At 70.1% G+C, this 16,489-nt stretch carries 12 protein-coding genes; 6 read left to right on the plus strand and 6 right to left on the minus strand.

Features of this window, described 5'->3' with window-relative positions; all coding sequences use genetic code 11:
• Positions 1-14: 14 nt before the first annotated feature.
• Complete coding sequence (locus ACFYRY_RS10100; RefSeq protein ID WP_389142092.1) at positions 15-866, minus strand: alpha/beta fold hydrolase; 852 nt, start codon at positions 864-866, stop codon at positions 15-17.
• Positions 867-914: 48 nt separating this feature from the next.
• A complete protein-coding gene (locus ACFYRY_RS10105) occupies positions 915-1,733 on the minus strand; it encodes an oxidoreductase (protein WP_389142094.1) in 819 nt (272 codons plus the stop codon).
• Between the two features lie 216 nt (positions 1,734-1,949).
• Here ACFYRY_RS10105 and ACFYRY_RS10110 point away from each other — a divergent pair, with 216 nt between their 5' ends.
• Positions 1,950-2,528, plus strand: a complete 579-nt coding sequence (locus ACFYRY_RS10110; protein ID WP_389142096.1) for a TetR/AcrR family transcriptional regulator — start codon at positions 1,950-1,952, stop codon at positions 2,526-2,528.
• Positions 2,529-2,596: 68 nt separating this feature from the next.
• Here ACFYRY_RS10110 and ACFYRY_RS10115 read toward each other — a convergent pair whose 3' ends face one another.
• Positions 2,597-3,430: a hypothetical protein gene (locus ACFYRY_RS10115; RefSeq protein ID WP_389142098.1), complete on the minus strand. Its 834-nt coding sequence runs from the start codon at positions 3,428-3,430 to the stop codon at positions 2,597-2,599.
• Between the two features lie 360 nt (positions 3,431-3,790).
• Here ACFYRY_RS10115 and ACFYRY_RS10120 point away from each other — a divergent pair, with 360 nt between their 5' ends.
• Entirely contained in the window at positions 3,791-5,977 is a 2,187-nt protein-coding gene (locus ACFYRY_RS10120) for an SdrD B-like domain-containing protein (protein ID WP_389142100.1), read from the plus strand.
• 74 nt (positions 5,978-6,051) lie between these two features.
• Here the strand turns inward: ACFYRY_RS10120 and ACFYRY_RS10125 are convergent, their stop codons facing one another.
• A complete protein-coding gene (locus ACFYRY_RS10125) occupies positions 6,052-7,101 on the minus strand; it encodes a Dyp-type peroxidase (protein WP_389142102.1) in 1,050 nt (349 codons plus the stop codon).
• A gap of 244 nt (positions 7,102-7,345) precedes the next feature.
• On the opposite strand from ACFYRY_RS10125, the gene ACFYRY_RS10130 reads away from it, so the two are divergent.
• Together ACFYRY_RS10130 and ACFYRY_RS10135 are read left to right on the plus strand one after the other, a co-directional pair.
• On the plus strand, positions 7,346-8,728 hold the full coding sequence (locus ACFYRY_RS10130; protein ID WP_389142104.1) for a right-handed parallel beta-helix repeat-containing protein: 1,383 nt from the start codon (positions 7,346-7,348) through the stop codon (positions 8,726-8,728).
• Complete coding sequence (locus tag ACFYRY_RS10135) at positions 8,725-9,459, plus strand: hypothetical protein (RefSeq protein ID WP_389142106.1); 735 nt, start codon at positions 8,725-8,727, stop codon at positions 9,457-9,459. Before ACFYRY_RS10130 ends, ACFYRY_RS10135 begins: the two co-directional genes overlap by 4 nt.
• 169 nt (positions 9,460-9,628) lie before the next feature.
• On the opposite strand, the gene ACFYRY_RS10140 is transcribed toward ACFYRY_RS10135, so the two are convergent.
• Together ACFYRY_RS10140 and ACFYRY_RS10145 are read right to left on the minus strand one after the other, a co-directional pair.
• Complete coding sequence (locus ACFYRY_RS10140) at positions 9,629-10,162, minus strand: class I SAM-dependent methyltransferase (RefSeq protein ID WP_389142108.1); 534 nt, start codon at positions 10,160-10,162, stop codon at positions 9,629-9,631.
• A gap of 220 nt (positions 10,163-10,382) precedes the next feature.
• A complete protein-coding gene (locus ACFYRY_RS10145) occupies positions 10,383-11,816 on the minus strand; it encodes a glycoside hydrolase family 43 protein (RefSeq protein WP_389142110.1) in 1,434 nt (477 codons plus the stop codon).
• Between the two features lie 713 nt (positions 11,817-12,529).
• Here ACFYRY_RS10145 and ACFYRY_RS10150 point away from each other — a divergent pair.
• Both ACFYRY_RS10150 and ACFYRY_RS10155 read left to right on the plus strand, forming a co-directional pair.
• Positions 12,530-14,134, plus strand: a complete 1,605-nt coding sequence (locus tag ACFYRY_RS10150; protein WP_389142112.1) for a carboxylesterase/lipase family protein — start codon at positions 12,530-12,532, stop codon at positions 14,132-14,134.
• Between the two features lie 244 nt (positions 14,135-14,378).
• A complete protein-coding gene (locus ACFYRY_RS10155) occupies positions 14,379-16,487 on the plus strand; it encodes a molybdopterin cofactor-binding domain-containing protein (protein WP_389143708.1) in 2,109 nt (702 codons plus the stop codon).
• Positions 16,488-16,489 lie beyond the last annotated feature (2 nt).

Below are 16,489 nucleotides of genomic sequence, written 5' to 3' on the forward strand. Positions count from 1 at the left end.
GCTTCGTTCAGTGGTCAGTCGGCGAGGAAGGCCGTCACCTGGGCGGCGAAGTCCTTGGCGTGCTGGAAGAGGAAGGCGTGGCCGGCGTCGCTGTAGGCGACGAGAGTGGCGTGGGGCAGGTGCTGCACGGCGGTGTAGGAGGCCAGGGGGGTGATCATCACGTCCTGCATGCCGGTCGCGTACAGGACGGGCTGGCGGATGGTCGCCAGGTCCGCTCGCACCTGCTCGAAGGGAATCGCCGCGTCCTTCGCGATCGCGGAGATCTGGCCCATGGTCGCCGCCTCGGACACCTCCGGGAGCCCGGTGGCCAGCCGGGTGGCCACCCTGGCGAGGTGGGCGTGACCGGCGGCGCGTCCCGTCTCCGTCTCCGGGAAGAACAGGAACACCAGGTCGTCCCCCGTGACCTCGGGCTTGGTCATGGTGGCCCGTACCTTCGGGTCGGGGTCGGGCGCGCCGGGTACCGTGCCGCCGGGGTTGGCGGCCGCCACGACCAGCCTGCGCACCAGGTCGGGCCGTCGTCGGGCGATGTCCTGGGCGACGGTGCCGCCCAGCGTCCAGCCGAGCAGGTCGACCTGCGTGAGGCCGAGGGCCTCGATGAACTCGACGGTGCCGTCGGCGAGTGACTCGATGGAGTCGCGCGGGGTGCCGGTGGTGTAGCCGGTGCCGACGTTGTCGAACACGATCACGTCGTGCTCGGCGGCCAGGTGGTCCAGGAGCTCCGGGTCCCACCAGTCGAGGGTTCCCCGGACCCGGTTCAGAAGGACCAGCGGGGTGCCGCCGGTCGGGCCGAGGCGCCGGTAGGTGAAGGTCGCGGAGGGACCGTCGACGGTGAGGTCCTCGGCAGCGTCTGCCTGATAGGTGCTCATGTAGAGCCTCGCTTTCCTGTCGTTGTTTCTGGAGGCGGGTGCCGAACGTCAGGCGGCGGGCAGGCGGTTGAGCTTGCGCAGCTGCTGGTCGAACATGCGGGAGGGGACCATGCGGCGCATGGTGCGGACGCGTCCGGTGATGGCGCCGGCGGTGTAGCGCAGCTTGGGCTTGGAATCGGTCGCCGCCGCGACGATCTTCTTGGCGACGACGGAGGGGTCGTCGCCGTCCCTGACGGCCTGGGCCATGTACTCCTCGAAGACGTGGCGCTGGTGGGCGTACACGTCCAGGGGCTGGTCGGGGCGGACGCTGGCCGCGTCGAACGCGGTGCTGGTCCAGGCGGGTTCGACGAGCAGGACCCGCACGCCGTGCTCGCGGACCTCGTGGTCGACGGACTCGGAGTAGCCCTCGACGGCGTGCTTGGAAGCGGCGTAGACGGCCATGTAGGGCTGCGGCATGAACCCGACGATGGACGAGATGTTGATGACGCGTCCTCTGCGCCCGGCGCGCATGTGGGGCAGGACGGCGTTGGTCATGCGGATGACGCCGAGGACGTTGATGTCGAAGAGGCCTTGGGCCTGCCGGGCGGAGCTTTCCTCCGCCGCGCCCGCAGAGCCGATGCCGGCGTTGTTGACCAGGACGTCGATGCGTCCGAACCGGTCGATCACCTCTCCGACCGCCGCGGTCACCGACGCGTCGCTGGTGACGTCGAGGTCGAGGAAGGTCACGCCCGTGAGCGGGGTGACGTGCGCGGTGTTGCGGCTGGTGCCGATCACCTCGTGGCCTGCCGCGGCCAGCGCGAGGGCGGCTGCTCTTCCGATGCCGGAGGACGCGCCTGTCACGAGGGCTACCGGTCGTGTTGTCGCCATTGGGGGCTCCTGACTGCTGGGGTTGACGTCGGGTTGACGTCGTCCTTGCGGTGAGGGAGGGATCGCGGTGCCGGTGGCTAGCGAGCCTCAATCAGCTTCACCAATGTATCAGCTTCTCGCTTAACAGCAACAGCAAAGTATCAATTAATCGGGTACTGGTAGCACTCACGTATCCTGTACGAGGGACCGGGTTGGCGAACCAGACAGGAGGCAGACATGGGCCGAGCGCTGCGGGCGGATGCCGAGCGCAGTGTGCGCGCGATTCTGGAGGCGGCGGAGCAGGTGTTCGCCCAGGACGCCGGCGCCTCCATGGAGCAGGTCGCCGAGGCGGCGGGGCTGACCAGGATCACCGTTCACCGCCGGTTCGCGAACCGGCAGGCCCTGCTGGAGGCGCTCGCAGTCTCCGCGAAGCAGCAGCTCATCGACGCCATCGAGGAAGCCCGGCCGGACGCCGCTCCCGCACTGGTGGCGCTGTACCGAGTGACGGCGAACGTCCTGCGGGTCAAGAACACCTGGCGCTTCACCCTCAATCACGCCACGGCTCACACCCCCGCCGCAGCCGCCCTCTGGGACGAGATCGACACCCACACCGTCCATCTCATGAATCGGGCGCGGCGCGAGGGGCTGCTCGCCCCGGATGCCGACCTGGAGTGGACGAAGCAGGTGTACTACGCCCTCCTCAGTGAGGCCATCAACAGACCCGGCGCGGAGCAGGGCCCTGCCGCACAGGACCCGGACGCACTGGCCACGCTCGTCATCGACACCCTCCTGCACGGCGCGGGGCCACGCGGCTGAGCCGCAAGTGGGCGCTGGAGTTCAGGCCGCGGCCGGTCAGGTCCCGCTTGTCCTCGTCGGTCAGGGCGTCATCCCATGCGGCTGTCCAGGAACCGGTGGAGGGACGACGTCATGCTCTCCACGAACGAGTCACGGGTCCGTTCGGGGATCAGGTCCAGGGACAAGTACGGGTTGAGGTCCTCCAGTTCGACGAGGAGCAGTTCGTCGTCCTGGGTGCGGCAGGCGTCCACGCGCTGGATGCCGTGGTCGAGGGTGTTCCAGTCGATGAAGCGCCGGGCGAAGGCGAGGTCGGCGTCGGTGGGCTCGTAGAGTTCGAGGACCCAGCGCCGCTCGGGGTCGGGGGCGTGGAGGGCGTACTGGAAGGCGTCGTCGACGTAGTAGAAGGACACCTCGTAGCGGAAGTCGACGCGCGGTTGGACGAGGATGTCGCCGTAGGCGAGGTCGTCCAGTTGCTTCCCGGGTACGAAGGTCAGGCCGATGGAGTCCGCGCCTGCCTTCGGCTTGACCGCGTACTGGCCGACCTCGGGCAGCAGTTGCAGGTCCTCGGGCCGGTCGATGGTGGGGATGACCGGGAATCCGGCGGCGGTCAGGTCCAGCAGGTACTGCTTACCGGCCATGTCGCCCCGGCCGGACAGCGGGTTGTAGATCCGGGTGCCGCGGGCTGTGGCCTGTTCCCGGAAAGCGTCGTACTCCTTCTGGTAGTGCAGTACAGGTCCGCTGTTACGGACCACTACTCCGTCGAAGGCGTCCATCAGTGAGGCGGCGTCCAGCGGGTGGCACAGGGCGATGTCGAAGGCGTCCCGCAGTCGGGAGGTCAGGTAGATGTCCTCGTCGCAGTAGCGCCGGCCCCGGGCTTGGTAGGCGAGGTCGGTCACGAACAGAACTGTGCGGCGGTCGGACATCGCGGATCTCCTCAGGTCGTGCGGCGAATCTACAGGGGTACGGGTGTGCGACCGGGTTCGGCGGCGCGCGCGGCGGAGGCGCGTGATCCCCAAGGTGCCGGGCTGCTGCCCCCCGTCAGCGGGCAGGGGGTCACCCATTCGGCCGATAGTCACTGTCAGTGTTCTAGTTGTTACTCTGAGCTAGTGGTGCGGCTGTGGTGGGGCGAGGGTGGTCGCGTTGTCCTGGGGCTAATAACCGGCCTGGAATCCGAGGCCTGACCTGCGCCTGTCCTGCCGAAGGCCACTGAACACCCGGTGCTCCGAGCGGAAGTCGCTCAGGGACCCACTCCATGGCGAGTTCGAGGCAGAGATGGGGATTACGTGATCAGACGAACAGCCTGGCGGGCGGTGTTGGCACTGAGCTGTGCCGGGCTCATGCTGGCCCCCGCCACGCCGGCCTCCGCCCAACCGGGCGAGGGCAAGCTGACGGTCAATGTGTTAAGGGAGTTCGCCGCGAAGGGCACTCTCAACCCGCAGATCCAGACCGCCTTGGCCGGCGCGACCATTCGCGTCACGAGCGACCATTCAGGGGAGACGCGGACCTATCCGGTCGGTCCCGACGGGACCATCACGATCGACTTCGACACCTGGAGACGCTCCAGGGGCAAGTACAAGGTCGAGCTGATCGACTGGCCGAACAAGTACAACCAAGCCACCGGCCAGGGGTTCCTGCAACCGGCGTTCGCCGGCACGGGACTGTCCTCCCACCTGAACTTCGTGGACATGGAAGAGGGACAGGACGCCACGCTCAACCTGGCCGTGTGGAATCCCGAGGACTACTGCCAGGACAACCCGACCCTGGTCACGGCCTGCCAGCAGGCGGCGACCAAGCCGGGCCAGAAGACGCTCGTCACCTTCCCGTACAACTCCCGCGGTGACACCCAGGGCAGCACGACGAACCCGACGACGATCGCCACGGTCACGGACACCGGCGCTTTGTACGGGCTGGCCTACCGCAAGAAGGACAAGCGGCTCTTCTCCGGTGCCTACGCCAAACGCCACACCGAGTACGGACCCGGCGGCCAGGGTGCGATCTACGTGACCGACCGGACCACCGGCGCCACCAGCGTGTTCGCGACGGTGCCGAACGCGGGAACCACCGCCCACAACCAGGGCAACCGGGTGGACGCCCCGTTCTCCAACCGGCCCGGCAAGGAGTCCCTCGGCGACATCGAGATCTCCTCGGACGGCTCGGAGCTGTACGTCGTCAACATGAACGACGGCAATCTCTACACCTACGACGCGACGCAGGCCACCGCCGGCGCACCCAAGCGCGCTCCCGTCCAGATCCCGGATTCCGCCTGCTCTCCTCCTGGTGACTGGCGGCCGATGGGGCTGGGTGTGCGTGACGGTGTGGTGTACGTGGGCGGCGTCTGCTCCGCCGAGAGCACACAGGATGTCACCAAGCTGCGGGCGGTGGTGTGGACGTACAACCCGGCCACTGCCACGTTCGGCGCCGCGCCCATCGTCGACGAACCACTGAACTTCCCCCGCGACCCGGCGAACGATCCCACGCCGGGCGACTGGAAGCCGTGGACGCGGGACAACCTGGCCCAGTTCCCCATGGGGAACGTGACCTACCCGCAGCCGATGCTCAGCGACATCGAGATCGAGCGTGACGGCGGCCTGGTCCTGGGCTTCCGCGACCGGTTCGGCGACCAGTCCGGGCTGGTGATTCCCAACGCCAACCCCAGCGGCCCCGTGGAGAGCACCGTCACCGGCGGCGACATCATCAAGGTCTGCCGCAAGTCCGACAGCACCTACCACTGGGAGGGCAGCGCCGACTGCCCCCGTCCCCGCGGCGGCAACGAGTGGTTCACCGGCGACACCTACTACACCGGGACCGGCCATCGCGAGACGGCGTGGGGCGCGCTCGCGCTGCCGATGCAGCAGGACACGATCGCCAGCACCTTCCTGGACCCGTATCGAACCATCAACTCCGGCGGGACCGGGTGGTTCGACCGCACGACGGGCCACCGTGACGCGACCCGGGACGGGTTCGGGGTCGTCTACGCCACCGACGGCGGCTTCGGCAAGGCCAATGGCCTGGGCGACCTGGAACTGCTGTGTGATGACCCGCCGGTGCAGATCGGCAACCGGGTCTGGCTGGACGACGGCGGCGGCACCCAGAACGCCAGGTACGACGAAACCCTCGGCATCGAGGGTGTGACCGTCACCCTCAAGGACTCGACCGGGCGGGTCGTCGCGACGAAGAAGACCGACGCCAAGGGCGAGTACTACTTCGACCACCGCGACGGGCTCCTGCCGAACACCGACTACACGGTGGAGTTCGACAAGTCCACCGCCGACACCAGCAACCTGCCGGGCGGCATCACCATCGCCGACCTGATGTGGACGCGCACCACGGGCAGTAACCCGGCGACCAACTCGGACGCCGAGCCGGCCGGCGGCGACGAACAAGCCCCGACGGCCGTCGCGAGGGTGACGACCGGTCCGCCCGGCTCGGTCGACCATGACCTCGACGCCGGGATGTGGGCAGGCACCTGACAGCCGCCGAGCCACCTGGGAGGATCCGGGCCGCGCCCGTACGGCGGCCCGGATCCTCCTGTTTCTCACCCGGTTCAGGAGAACAGTGGCGCACCGAGCGGACGTTCGGCCGAGAAGCCCGGCAGGACGAGAAAGGTGCCGGAGGCGGTGGCTGTGGCGAAGGCGGACAGGTCGTCGCCGTCGTCCAGGCGCTGCTGCGTCGCCACGAAGGTGCGCAGTTCACGCTGGAAGCAGATGAACAGCAGGCCGCGGTCCTCCGGCCCGTTGGCGTAGCTGTAGCCACGCCGCAGCATCAGCCCGCTGCCCGTGCCGTTCGGGTGGGCACGCCGCGCGTGCGCCATGGCCGGAACCAGGTACCGGCCTTGCGCGGACTTCGCTCCCAGATCCATGGGCGTGTCCGGGCCGCCGCCGCTGAGCGGCGCACCGTCCTCGCGGCGCCGACCGATGGTCCGCTCCTGGTCCGCGAGGTCCTCGGCGAGGAAGCGTGCCACGTCCAGCCGCAGGCGCCGCACCACCGCGACCGTGCCGCCCCGTACCCGGGCCGGGCCGGGAAGCCACACCTCTCGCTCCAGCTCCGCAGGGGTGCGCGGCACCACCATCCCGTCCAGGAAGCCCAGCAGGTTGCGCATCGGTACCCGCTGCTCGGCAGGTCCGGGCCGGGCGGGGGGCCGGAAACCCTGCTGGGCCCAGCCCGGCACCGCCGAGTGCTCCTGAAGCCAGGCTCTCAGGGCGCCGTCGGCCAGCGTCACCACCTGCGGGTCGGACGCGCAGACCTGGACCATCAGGTCGCCGCCCCGGGCCGAGTCCGGCATCTCTTCCCGGGCGAAACGGGGGAGTTCACGGGCTCCGGGCAGGCGGCTGTCCACGGCGGTCACGACGCGCGGGCCCACCCCGACGGTGACCGTGAGGTCCCCTGGCGGGAAGCCGCCGAGGGTGGCATCGCCGCCGTGTGTGGTGAGCGTCAGGACGCGTGTGCCGAGTTCGGCGAGCAGCCTCCCGTTCCGGCGCACACTGAGCGTGTTCGGGTGTGCGGCCGCGGGCAGGTCGTACACCGACAGGGCCACGTGCTGCTGGGGCTGCACCGGACGGTCCACCCCGGCCTGGCGACTGCCCCGAGCGGACACGGTCACCCTCTCCGGCGCGGAAGACGCCGGAGAGGCGTCGTCCGGGGAAGGGGCCGGCCGTCCCCGCGCACCGACCGCGTATCCGGTGATCCCGGCAGCCACCGTGGCCGCCGTACCCCTCACCAGCGCCCGGCGTCGCGACAGCCGCTCCTGTGTACCTGATTCACCCAACCGAGTACTTTCCGTGGTCATTCGAGCACTTTAAGCTAAAGCTGCTGCCCATACGGATCGGAAGAAACCGCACATGATGCCGCTCATCGCCCGCCGGGCGCACGGCCGTTGGCGTGCCGCGACGTTGGCCGGCGCGCTGGCTGCCGTGCTCCTGTGCGGCGGCTGCTCGGGGCCGTCCACCACCGACGACGGTCACGCCTCTGCCCGCACGGCCCGGCCCGCCACCATCCGCGTGCCGGCCCAGGCGGCCACCATCAGCGCCGCCCTCACGCTGGCCCGCCCCGGCGACCTGGTACTCGTCTCACCCGGCGTGTACCACGAGAGCGTCCAGGTGCGCACCGACCGCGTGGTGCTCCGGGGCACCGACCGCAACCGCGTCGTCATCGACGGCCAGGGCCGACGCTCCAACGGCATCGTCGTCACCGCCGCCGGCGTCTCCGTGGAGAACCTCACCGTCCGCAACCACCTCCTCAACGGAGTTCTGGTCACCGGCATGAGCGACGCCGACGGCGGACTCGCCCGCGGCAGCGACGGCTACCAGCCCCTCGACCCGGCCCGCTTCCCTCCCCTCGACGGCTTCCGCGTCCGCTACGTCACCGCCCACGCCAACGGCCTCTACGGCATCTACGCCTTCAACGCCCAGCACGGGGTGCTCGAGCGCAACTACGCCTCCGGCAGCGCCGACTCAGGCCTCTACGTGGGCCAGTGCAAGCCCTGCCACATCCTCGTCCAGGACAACATCGCCGACCGCAACGCCATCGGCTACGAAGGCACCAACGCCAGCGGACCCATCTGGGTGCTGCGCAACCGCTTCACCCGCAACCGGGTCGGCATGACCGTCGACACCGACTACCAGGAAGCCTACGTACCACAAACCGGCGGCGTGGTCGCCGGCAACCTTGTCTCCGACAACAACGCCCCCGACACACCCGAGCAGGCCGACGGCGGCTTCGGGATCGGCATCGGCATCGCCGGCGGGCAGCACAACACGCTTCTCCGCAACCGCGTCACCGGGAACTCACGCGCCGGCATCGTGCTCACCTCGCACGAGGACGTGCCTCCCCTGGGCAACAGACTGAAGGACAACACCCTGTCCGCCAACGCGGTCGACATCACCTACCAGGCCTCCGCCCGCGCCCCCGGCCAGGGAAACTGCCTGCATGGCAACACCCTCCACCGCACCCTCCCGGAAGACCTCACCCGCACCGCGCCCTGCCCCGCTGGAAACAGCCGGACCTCCGCAACGGCGCCTTCCACCCGCACCGCACCGCCACCAGCCGGAATCGCCTTCCTGGACGTGGCCCCGCCCCCCGCCCAGCCACAACTCCCGCACGCGCGCACCGCATCCCCCACCCCCGCCCTTCATCTGCCCGGCGATGTCCGAACCGGCCGCGTACCCCTCCCCGCCCCGGACCTGCTCGCCACACGTCCCCGCCACGACGCGACCGCCCGATGAGACTTCCACGCCGACACGCTCCGCGAGCCGTTTCCGCCCGGGGTGTCGCGCTCACCCTCGTGGTCCTGCTCGGCGGCACAGCCTGCACCGACGACAAGCCCCCCGCCCCCGCCCCCGCCCCCGTCTCCGCGACGACCGACCCCGCCCTGACCACCCCTCAGGCCGAACTGCTCGCCCTGACCCGGTTCACCAACTACCGGCGCGGCTCCACCCAGGTCACGGCCGACATCCCGTTCCAGGGACACTCCGCCCAGCTCACCGGCCGCCTCGACTGGCGCCACGGGACCGGGCTCGCCGTCCTCCAAGGCAACGGCGGCGTACTGGAACACGGACGCCACCTGCTGCGCTGGGACCGCACCACCGTCTCGGTCCAGTACGACTGGACCGGCCCCCTCCCCACGCACCCACCCCGCGACGGCTGGACCCAGCGCGCGCTCACCGCCCACGCCTCCCCCATGGACACCAGTCTGCTCTTGCTGCTCAACCTGGCCGCCGACCGGCCCGACAACGCCCAACTGCTGCTCCACAGCGGCGCACGCCGTCTCAGCCAGGAGAGAGTGGACGGCGTCCCCGTCACGGTCTTCGCAGGCCCATCCAGCACCGCCCCTGGTGCGGTGCGCTCCACACCTGGCCGCACCCTCTACTGGATCGACGGGAACGGGGGACTGCGCCGCTTCTCCGCCCGGCCGGGCGGCGCCGACGGCTGGTTGGTGGCGACGTTCACCGCGTGACCGCTTGCCGCTCTCCCCACGGGCAAGGAGCCATGTGCCTCGTCGGGCGCTCGTCCGCTGGTGGCAACAGCGACCGAGGACCAACCCCACATCCTGTCCGCGTACATGTCCGGGAGATCGATGACGATGAGGGGCAGCGGCTCATCCTCTGCGCGGGCGCGTCCTGCGTTCAGGCCGCGGCACGGAAGACGTACGCCGTCATGGGGGCGGTGACCGGCCCCGCGCCCAGACGGGCCGTCATCTCTTCGATGACGGTGGTCCGGACGGCCGGTCCGCCGCCGCGCTCCTCAACGGCCGCGCGCACCGGAGTCCCGGTGAGGTACCCAGTGGCAAGGTCGGCGGTCGACGCGGCCCGGCCCTGAAGCGTCAGCTCCTCCTCGTCCTCGACAGCGAACCCGGCGGCCGCCAGATCAGCGGTCACGACAGCGGGGTCGGCATAGCCGTGCGGAACCGTCTGGAAGAACCGTGGCGGCTCGACCGGGAAGGCCCGCTCCAGCCCGGCCTGCAGCGCGACTTCGAAGGCGTGCGTCCCGAGCGGGCCCCAGGTGTTGAACAGGAACCGGCCGCCCGGGGCCAGCACCCCGCGGACCTCGGTGAAGGTCTCGATGCGGTCGGGAAAGAACATCACGCCGAACTGGCAGACCACCAGGTCGAGGCCTCCGTCCGGGAACGGCAGCCGCTGCGCGTCGGCCTGCTGCCACACCGCGCCAGGGGCCCGGGTCGACCCGAAAGCGACCGCATATACCCCGAAGCACGGCACGAGCTGTTCAACGAGACCAACCGCGCCGAAGTCGAGGGTGACCTGGTGGCCTGGCTGGAGCGCGCCCTCGCGCACATGGACAACGAGCGGGTGCTGCCGTGAGCTTGACTTTGAAGGGGATGCCGGCGCTCTCCCGTGGAGGCGTCGGCACCCCGGTTTCAGGTCAGTTCGTCACGCGGAAGGTGGCGTCGCCGCGTGCCGTCGCGGTAGTGATCGGGTCGAGTCGCAGCTCGTAGGCGTAGTGGCGGATGTAGCGGTCGGGGTAGTTGATCGACTGGAACGACGACCAGGTGGAGTCGGCGAGTCCGGCCACCTGGCGGAAGGTGGCGTCCTGGGCGAACTGGCTGCTGCCGTCGTTGTGGACCAGCTGGAAGTCGTAGTTGGAGTGCCGCAGGAAGTACCCGGGCATGTTCACCGACTCGAAGGAGACGGTGCCGGAGCCTGCCAGGCCGGGCCGCAGCCGGAACTGGGAGTCCTGAACGGGGCTGACGTCAGGGTCGATGCGCACGTCGAAGTCGGTGTGGTGCACGTATCGGTCCTGGAAGTTGTACGACTGGATCCGGTTGGCCGCGGTATTGGGCCAGCGGGCAAGCACGCGGCTCTCCTCGGCGGCCGTCAGGTTCATGATCCAGCCGTGGCGCTTCTTCGTGCCGCCCATGTTGTAACTGGTCGACGCCTGCTTCTGGTAGGCGGCGGGGTCGGACGGGTCGGTCGTCAGGACCGGCATGTAGCCGCCGCTGCTGGCGTACTGGTCGAGGTAGAGGGCCCACTTGTCGGTGCCGTTGAACTTCATCCACATCGGGCCCTCGACCATCGACCCGGTCAAACCGATGCCGGAGAGGTTGCCGAGGTCGGTCCACGTCCCCAGGATCGAGTTGCTGCCTTCGAGCGTGATCTGCCCGTCGCCGGAGGCCCGTACGTAGCGGTAGTCGCCGACGCCCGGTGGCACCTCGATGATCTGGGTGTCGATGATTTCCTGGGTGCCGGGGCGCTCGATGTAGGTCTGCGGGGTGGTGATGGTGCGGAAGTCGCTGGTGTGGGCGTAGTAGATGCGGTGCTTCGTTGCGCCGTTGAGGGGCACGTTCGTCGCCCAGTACAGGACGTAGTCGTTGCTGGCCGGGTCCCAGATCGCCTCCGGCGCCCACGCGTTGCGCCCGTCGGGGATGGCGCCGGCGACGTTCAGCAGCCGCGGCTGCGACCAGTTGACCAGGTCCGTCGACTCCCACACCACGAGGTTGCGGCTGCCGTTGTTGATGGACCCCGGCCAGTCCTGCCCGCAGTTGATGCACAGGTCGGTCGCGATGATCCAGTACTTGCTGCCGTCGGGGGATCTCACGAACGCGGGGTCGCGCACGCCCTTCGTGCCGACCGTGGAGCGCAGGACCATGCCGCCGCCGTTGAGGTCGTTCCAGTGCACGCCGTCCGTGCTGTGCGAGAGGTACATCTGCTGGTTGGTCGACCCCTCTCCGGTGAAGTGCACCATCAGGTAGCCGGGGTCGGCGGCGGCGGCTTCCTGAGGTGTGATCAGGGATTGGGAGGTGAAGTAGAGGCCGACGGCGACCAATGTCGCCGCGAACCGGGTGAGCACTCTTGCCATGTGGGTTCCCTGTTTTCTGCGGGTGCCGGGGCGGGATGAAAGCGGAGTGTCAGGCACCTGGCCAACTGGAGCCGGCGGACGAGCTGTTCCATAACGGCAGATGCGGGAGTAATGCTCATGACAGAGACAACTGTGTTTCGCCCCTCTGGAGGGGGTGTGGGGGCGAGGCGGAAGGATCCGGCGAGGGCGCGCCTTGTTCGAAATCTCGTACATCGTTCGTGAATTCGGCGAAAAGTTAGATGGGGTAAGAACGGGTGTCAAGAGGGAGGGTCAAGAGAAGCGGCGTTGCCTCCGCCCCCGCCCTGAGCTCGACCGGCCATGGACCCCCGCTTGAACTGATGCGCTTATCGCATGGACAGATCTCGGTTCGATGCTGGACGCCGATCCATGGATGCTCCGAAACTCTCGCGTAACACCTTGGCCGGCGTCTCCCCGCCCAGCCCCGCCCATCGCCGCCGAGGGCCGTCCCCGAGAAAGCGAGCGCCGCATGCCGGCAGCCCTGGGCTTCGTCACGATCGCCGTCCTCCCGCTGCTCACCATGACCGAACGCGCCTCGGTACTGGTCGCTCTGGTCCTGCTTCCCGCGCCGGCGGCGCTCATCGGCGGCTCAGCGGGCGATCTGATGCCGGCCCGGCCCCGGCCTGGTTCCCTCCCCCCCCAAGGGCGTCGGCCGCACGGCCGCCGTCGGCACCCGAGCAGAGAGGTTCCCATTCATGACTGCCAGCAGAATCCGTACTGTCCTGGGCGGCGCGTTAGCCATGTCCCTCGCCGTCGTCGGGCTGCTGCCCGCGACGGCGTCCGCGAGTGCGCCGACCGTGGTGCCCACCGACAAGGGCGCTGTGCGCGGCGCCACCTCGAAGGGCGTCGAGAGGTTTCTCGGCATCCCCTACGCGGCGGCGCCCACCGGCTCCCTGCGCTGGAAGCCGCCGCGGCCAGCGGCGCGGTGGACCGGCGTTCGGGAGGCGGCCGACTTCGGCAATCCCTGCCCCGTACTGCCCAGTGGCAACGGACCACGCAGCGAGACCGAGGACTGCCTCGACGTCAACGTGTGGCGGCCGTCGGGCGTGCGGGCCGGCGCCCGCCTTCCGGTGCACGTCTTCATCCACGGCGGTGGCCTGACCAACGGCAGCGGCTCGCAGAACGACGAGTCGAAGCTCGTCAAGGAGACGGGGGTCATCGGCGTCTCGCTCAACTACCGACTCGGCGCCTTCGGCTTCCTCGGCCTGCCCGCTCTCACCGAAGAGGGCGGTGAGAGCGGCAACTACGGGTTCATGGACCAGCAGGCCGCGCTGCGCTGGGTGCAGCGCAACATCGCCGCCTTCGGCGGGAACCCCCGTGAGGTCACCATCGACGGCGAGTCCGCGGGCGGTTGGTCCGTCTGCGGTCATCTGGTGTCGCCCGGCTCACGCGGCCTGTTCGCCCGCGCCATGATCCAGAGCGGCTCCTGTACCAGCGGGCCGCAGGCCCGGGCGGAGGCCGTCGGGACGGCGTTCGCCCGGCAGGCGGGCTGCGAGGGCACGGCTCAGGCGGCCGTCCTCGGCTGTCTGCGGTCGGCTTCGGTGGGTACGCTCCTCGACGCGAGCCGGACCTTCTCGGCCGGATTCGTGGACGGGACCCCGACGTTCCCGACCGGAGCCAGCGAGGCGCTGGACAGCGGGAGGTTCGTTCGTGTGCCCGTGGTCGTCGGTGCCACGCGTGACGAGGGCCGCACCTTCGCCGCGGGTTACATAGGTGCAGGCAAGGAGGCCTACCTCTCCTTCGTCCAGGGCGTCGCCGGCGCCCGCGCCGACGAGGTCCTCGCCCGTTACCCCTGGCCTGAAACGTCCGACCGGTACACCGCGGCGTATCTCGTCGGCGGGATCATGACCGACTCGGGGATGATCTCGGGGATCGGCGGATGCGGGCTCCGCTCGCTCGCCCGGACCTTCGCGCGGTACACCCGCACCTACGCGTACGAGTTCAACCACCGGACCGGCCCTGGCCTGACGCAGATCCCCGGCTACGTATGGGGGGCCGGCCACGCCGCGGAGCTCGCCTACATCTGGCCCAGCTTCCACAACGGCACACCCATCGCCCCGCTGTTCAACGCCGACGAACGCCGACTCGCCCGCGAGATGACGCGGTACTGGGGCGCGTTCACGAAGACCGGCCGGCCGGCCGTCGCCCGGCAGACGGTCTGGCCCGGCTATCACAAGGACAAGGGCCTGATGCTGTCGCTGCGGGCTGGGGGCAGGAGTGCCCTGATCGACGACGACCAGTACTCGACGGAACACCAGTGCGCGTTCTGGGAGACGATGCCGGGCACACAGCACTCCTGACGAGGCGGGGACTGGAAACGGAGCCGCCACCGCGCCAGTCCCCGGCCAGCGGGACGTACGAGCCTGCTTGTTGCGGCCGTGGAAGGCGGCGGCGGGTGCTCCGGCGACCACCGGACGGAACACATCCAGCCGGCTCGGCTGCCGCAGGCAACCCCGAAGAGCGCTGCTCCCTCATACCAGTCGAACCGCCGGGATACTCGGAGAGGAGCGTTCCTTGGCCCGTCAGTGGTCCCGCAGAAAGTTCGTGGTCTACTCGCTCGCGGCATCCACGCTGACCGTCGCCGCGCCGCTCGGTTGTGACGCGGGGCCGGCGGAAGGCGTCGAGCCCACCGCGACCGCGACGCGCCGGCCGTCCGACGTCCTGGTGACCGGCGCCGACGAGGAGATGCTGGTCCTCGAAGTCACCGAAGCCAACAGGGTCGTCGTACGACTGCCGCGCGTCGAGGTCGGCCAGGGCGTCACCACCGCGGTGGCCATGATGATCGCCGAGGAGCTGGACGCCCGGCTCGCCGACGTCGACATCCCGCTCGCCGACGCCCGTGCCAAGGGCAACCAGTTCACGGGCGGCTCGAGCTCGGTGACGTCGCTGTACGGTCCGGCCCGTGAGCTGGCCGCCCTGGCGCGGGCCAAGCTGGTGACCGCGGCGGCCCGGCGCTGGAACCTCCCCGCGCGCTCCCTGCACACCCGCGACACGAAGGTGGTCGCGCCGGACGGGCGTGCGGCCACCTTCGGTTCACTGACCGCGAGCGCCGCCCGGATCACCCGGCCGTCCGTGTCGAGCAGACCCAAGCCCGCCTCCCGGCACCGGGTGATCGGGCGGCCGACGACCCGGATCGACGCCCGGGACATCGTCACCGGCAGGGCCGAGTACGCCGGGGACCTGGCGGTGGCCGGAGCCAAGCCGACCGTGGTGGCCCGGCCGCCGACGCTGGGCGGGAAGCTCGTCTCGGTCGACTCCCGGGCCGCACGCGCGATGCCGGGCGTTTATGCCGTCGTAAGGATCGCCGGCGGCGTCGCCGTGGTGGCGGAGTCCTTCCACCACGCCTTCCAGGCGAGGGACGCCCTGCGGATCACCTGGGCGCCGGGTCCGCTCGTGGCGCTCTCCGACGCCGCGATCCGCTCGCGGCTGCGCGCCGCCGTCCCGCGACTCGGCAACCCGCCGCGCGGATCGGTGCAGACGGAGGGCGAGTTCGAGTTCGCCTTCGTCAGTCACGCCCCCATGGAGGTGCTGACCGCGGTGGCGGACGTGCGTGCCGGTCACGCCGAGATCTGGTTCTCCTCGCAGACGCCGATGGACGCGCGCGAGAGCATTGCCTCGGCGGTCGGGCTGCCCGCTTCGAAGGTGAAGGTCCACGTCGTCCGAGGCGGCGGCTCCTTCGGCCGGCGGCTGAACCACGACGCCGCGATCGAGGCGGCCCTCATCTCGAAGGCGGCGGGCCGGCCGGTCAAGCTGATGTGGAGCCGTGCCGACGACATCCGGCACGGCCGGATGCGCCCGGCCAGCCACCACCGGATCCGGGCCAGCCACAAACAGGGCAGGGTGGTGGCGTTCGCCCACGCGATGGCCTCGGTGAGCGAGTCGCACCAAGGGCGGGGCCTTTCCGCTCAGGGGCACGCCGGCAACAGGGTGACGCCGGCCGTCGCACCTGCTTCCGGTCCGCTGCCCAGCGACAGCGGCCTGTACAACTTCGGCCGTGTGTCCGGGGACTCCGGATCGGTCGAACTGGCGATACCCCTCGGCGCCTGGCGGTCGGTGGACTCGGGGACGATGCGGACCGCGGAGGAGATCGTCGTCGACGAGGTCGCGAGGAGCCTGGGGAAGGACCCGGTCGCCTTCCGGCGCACCACACTGAGGAGCAAGGCCGTCAAAGCCGTGCTCGACAAGGTCGCGGACGCCGGTGGCTGGGGCCGGTCCCTGCCGGCCGGCCGGGCACAGGGCGTCGCCGTCCACGAGGAGTACGGCTCCTGCGTGGCCTGCCTGGTCGAGATCGACGCCACCGACCCGAAGAACCCTCGGGTGACCAAGGTGGTGATGGCGGCCGACGTCGGGACGGCCGTCAATCCGCGCGGCCTCGAGGCCCAGCTCATGGGCACCGCGATCGACGGCATCTCCACCGTCCTTCGGGCCGGACTGCACATCGACCGGGGCGCCGTCCGCGAGAGCAGCTACGCCGACTTCCACTACGCCCGCCAGCGGCACGCCCCGTTGCGCTTCGAGGCGCACATCATGCCCTCCCGGCGGGAACCGGGCGGGGCGGGCGAACTCGGCGTCCCGGCCGCGGCCGGCGCCGTCGCCAACGCCTATGCCCGGGCGACCGGTTCCAGGCCCCGCCGCTTCCCGCTCAACTTCTGACC

Source organism: Streptomyces sp. NPDC005263, assembly GCF_042872365.1.
Classification (GTDB): Bacteria; Actinomycetota; Actinomycetes; order Streptomycetales; family Streptomycetaceae; genus Streptomyces.

Excerpts from the sequence above, each read along its gene's own strand:
- ACFYRY_RS10100 (WP_389142092.1), bottom strand. The coding sequence starts at position 866 with ATGAGCACCTATCAGGCAGACGCTGCCGAGGACCTCACCGTCGACGGT.
- ACFYRY_RS10105 (WP_389142094.1), bottom strand. The coding sequence starts at position 1,733 with ATGGCGACAACACGACCGGTAGCCCTCGTGACAGGCGCGTCCTCCGGC.
- ACFYRY_RS10110 (WP_389142096.1), top strand. The coding sequence starts at position 1,950 with ATGGGCCGAGCGCTGCGGGCGGATGCCGAGCGCAGTGTGCGCGCGATT.
- ACFYRY_RS10115 (WP_389142098.1), bottom strand. The coding sequence starts at position 3,430 with ATGTCCGACCGCCGCACAGTTCTGTTCGTGACCGACCTCGCCTACCAA.
- ACFYRY_RS10130 (WP_389142104.1), top strand. The coding sequence starts at position 7,346 with ATGATGCCGCTCATCGCCCGCCGGGCGCACGGCCGTTGGCGTGCCGCG.
- ACFYRY_RS10135 (WP_389142106.1), top strand. The coding sequence starts at position 8,725 with ATGAGACTTCCACGCCGACACGCTCCGCGAGCCGTTTCCGCCCGGGGT.
- ACFYRY_RS10145 (WP_389142110.1), bottom strand. The coding sequence starts at position 11,816 with ATGGCAAGAGTGCTCACCCGGTTCGCGGCGACATTGGTCGCCGTCGGC.
- ACFYRY_RS10150 (WP_389142112.1), top strand. The coding sequence starts at position 12,530 with ATGACTGCCAGCAGAATCCGTACTGTCCTGGGCGGCGCGTTAGCCATG.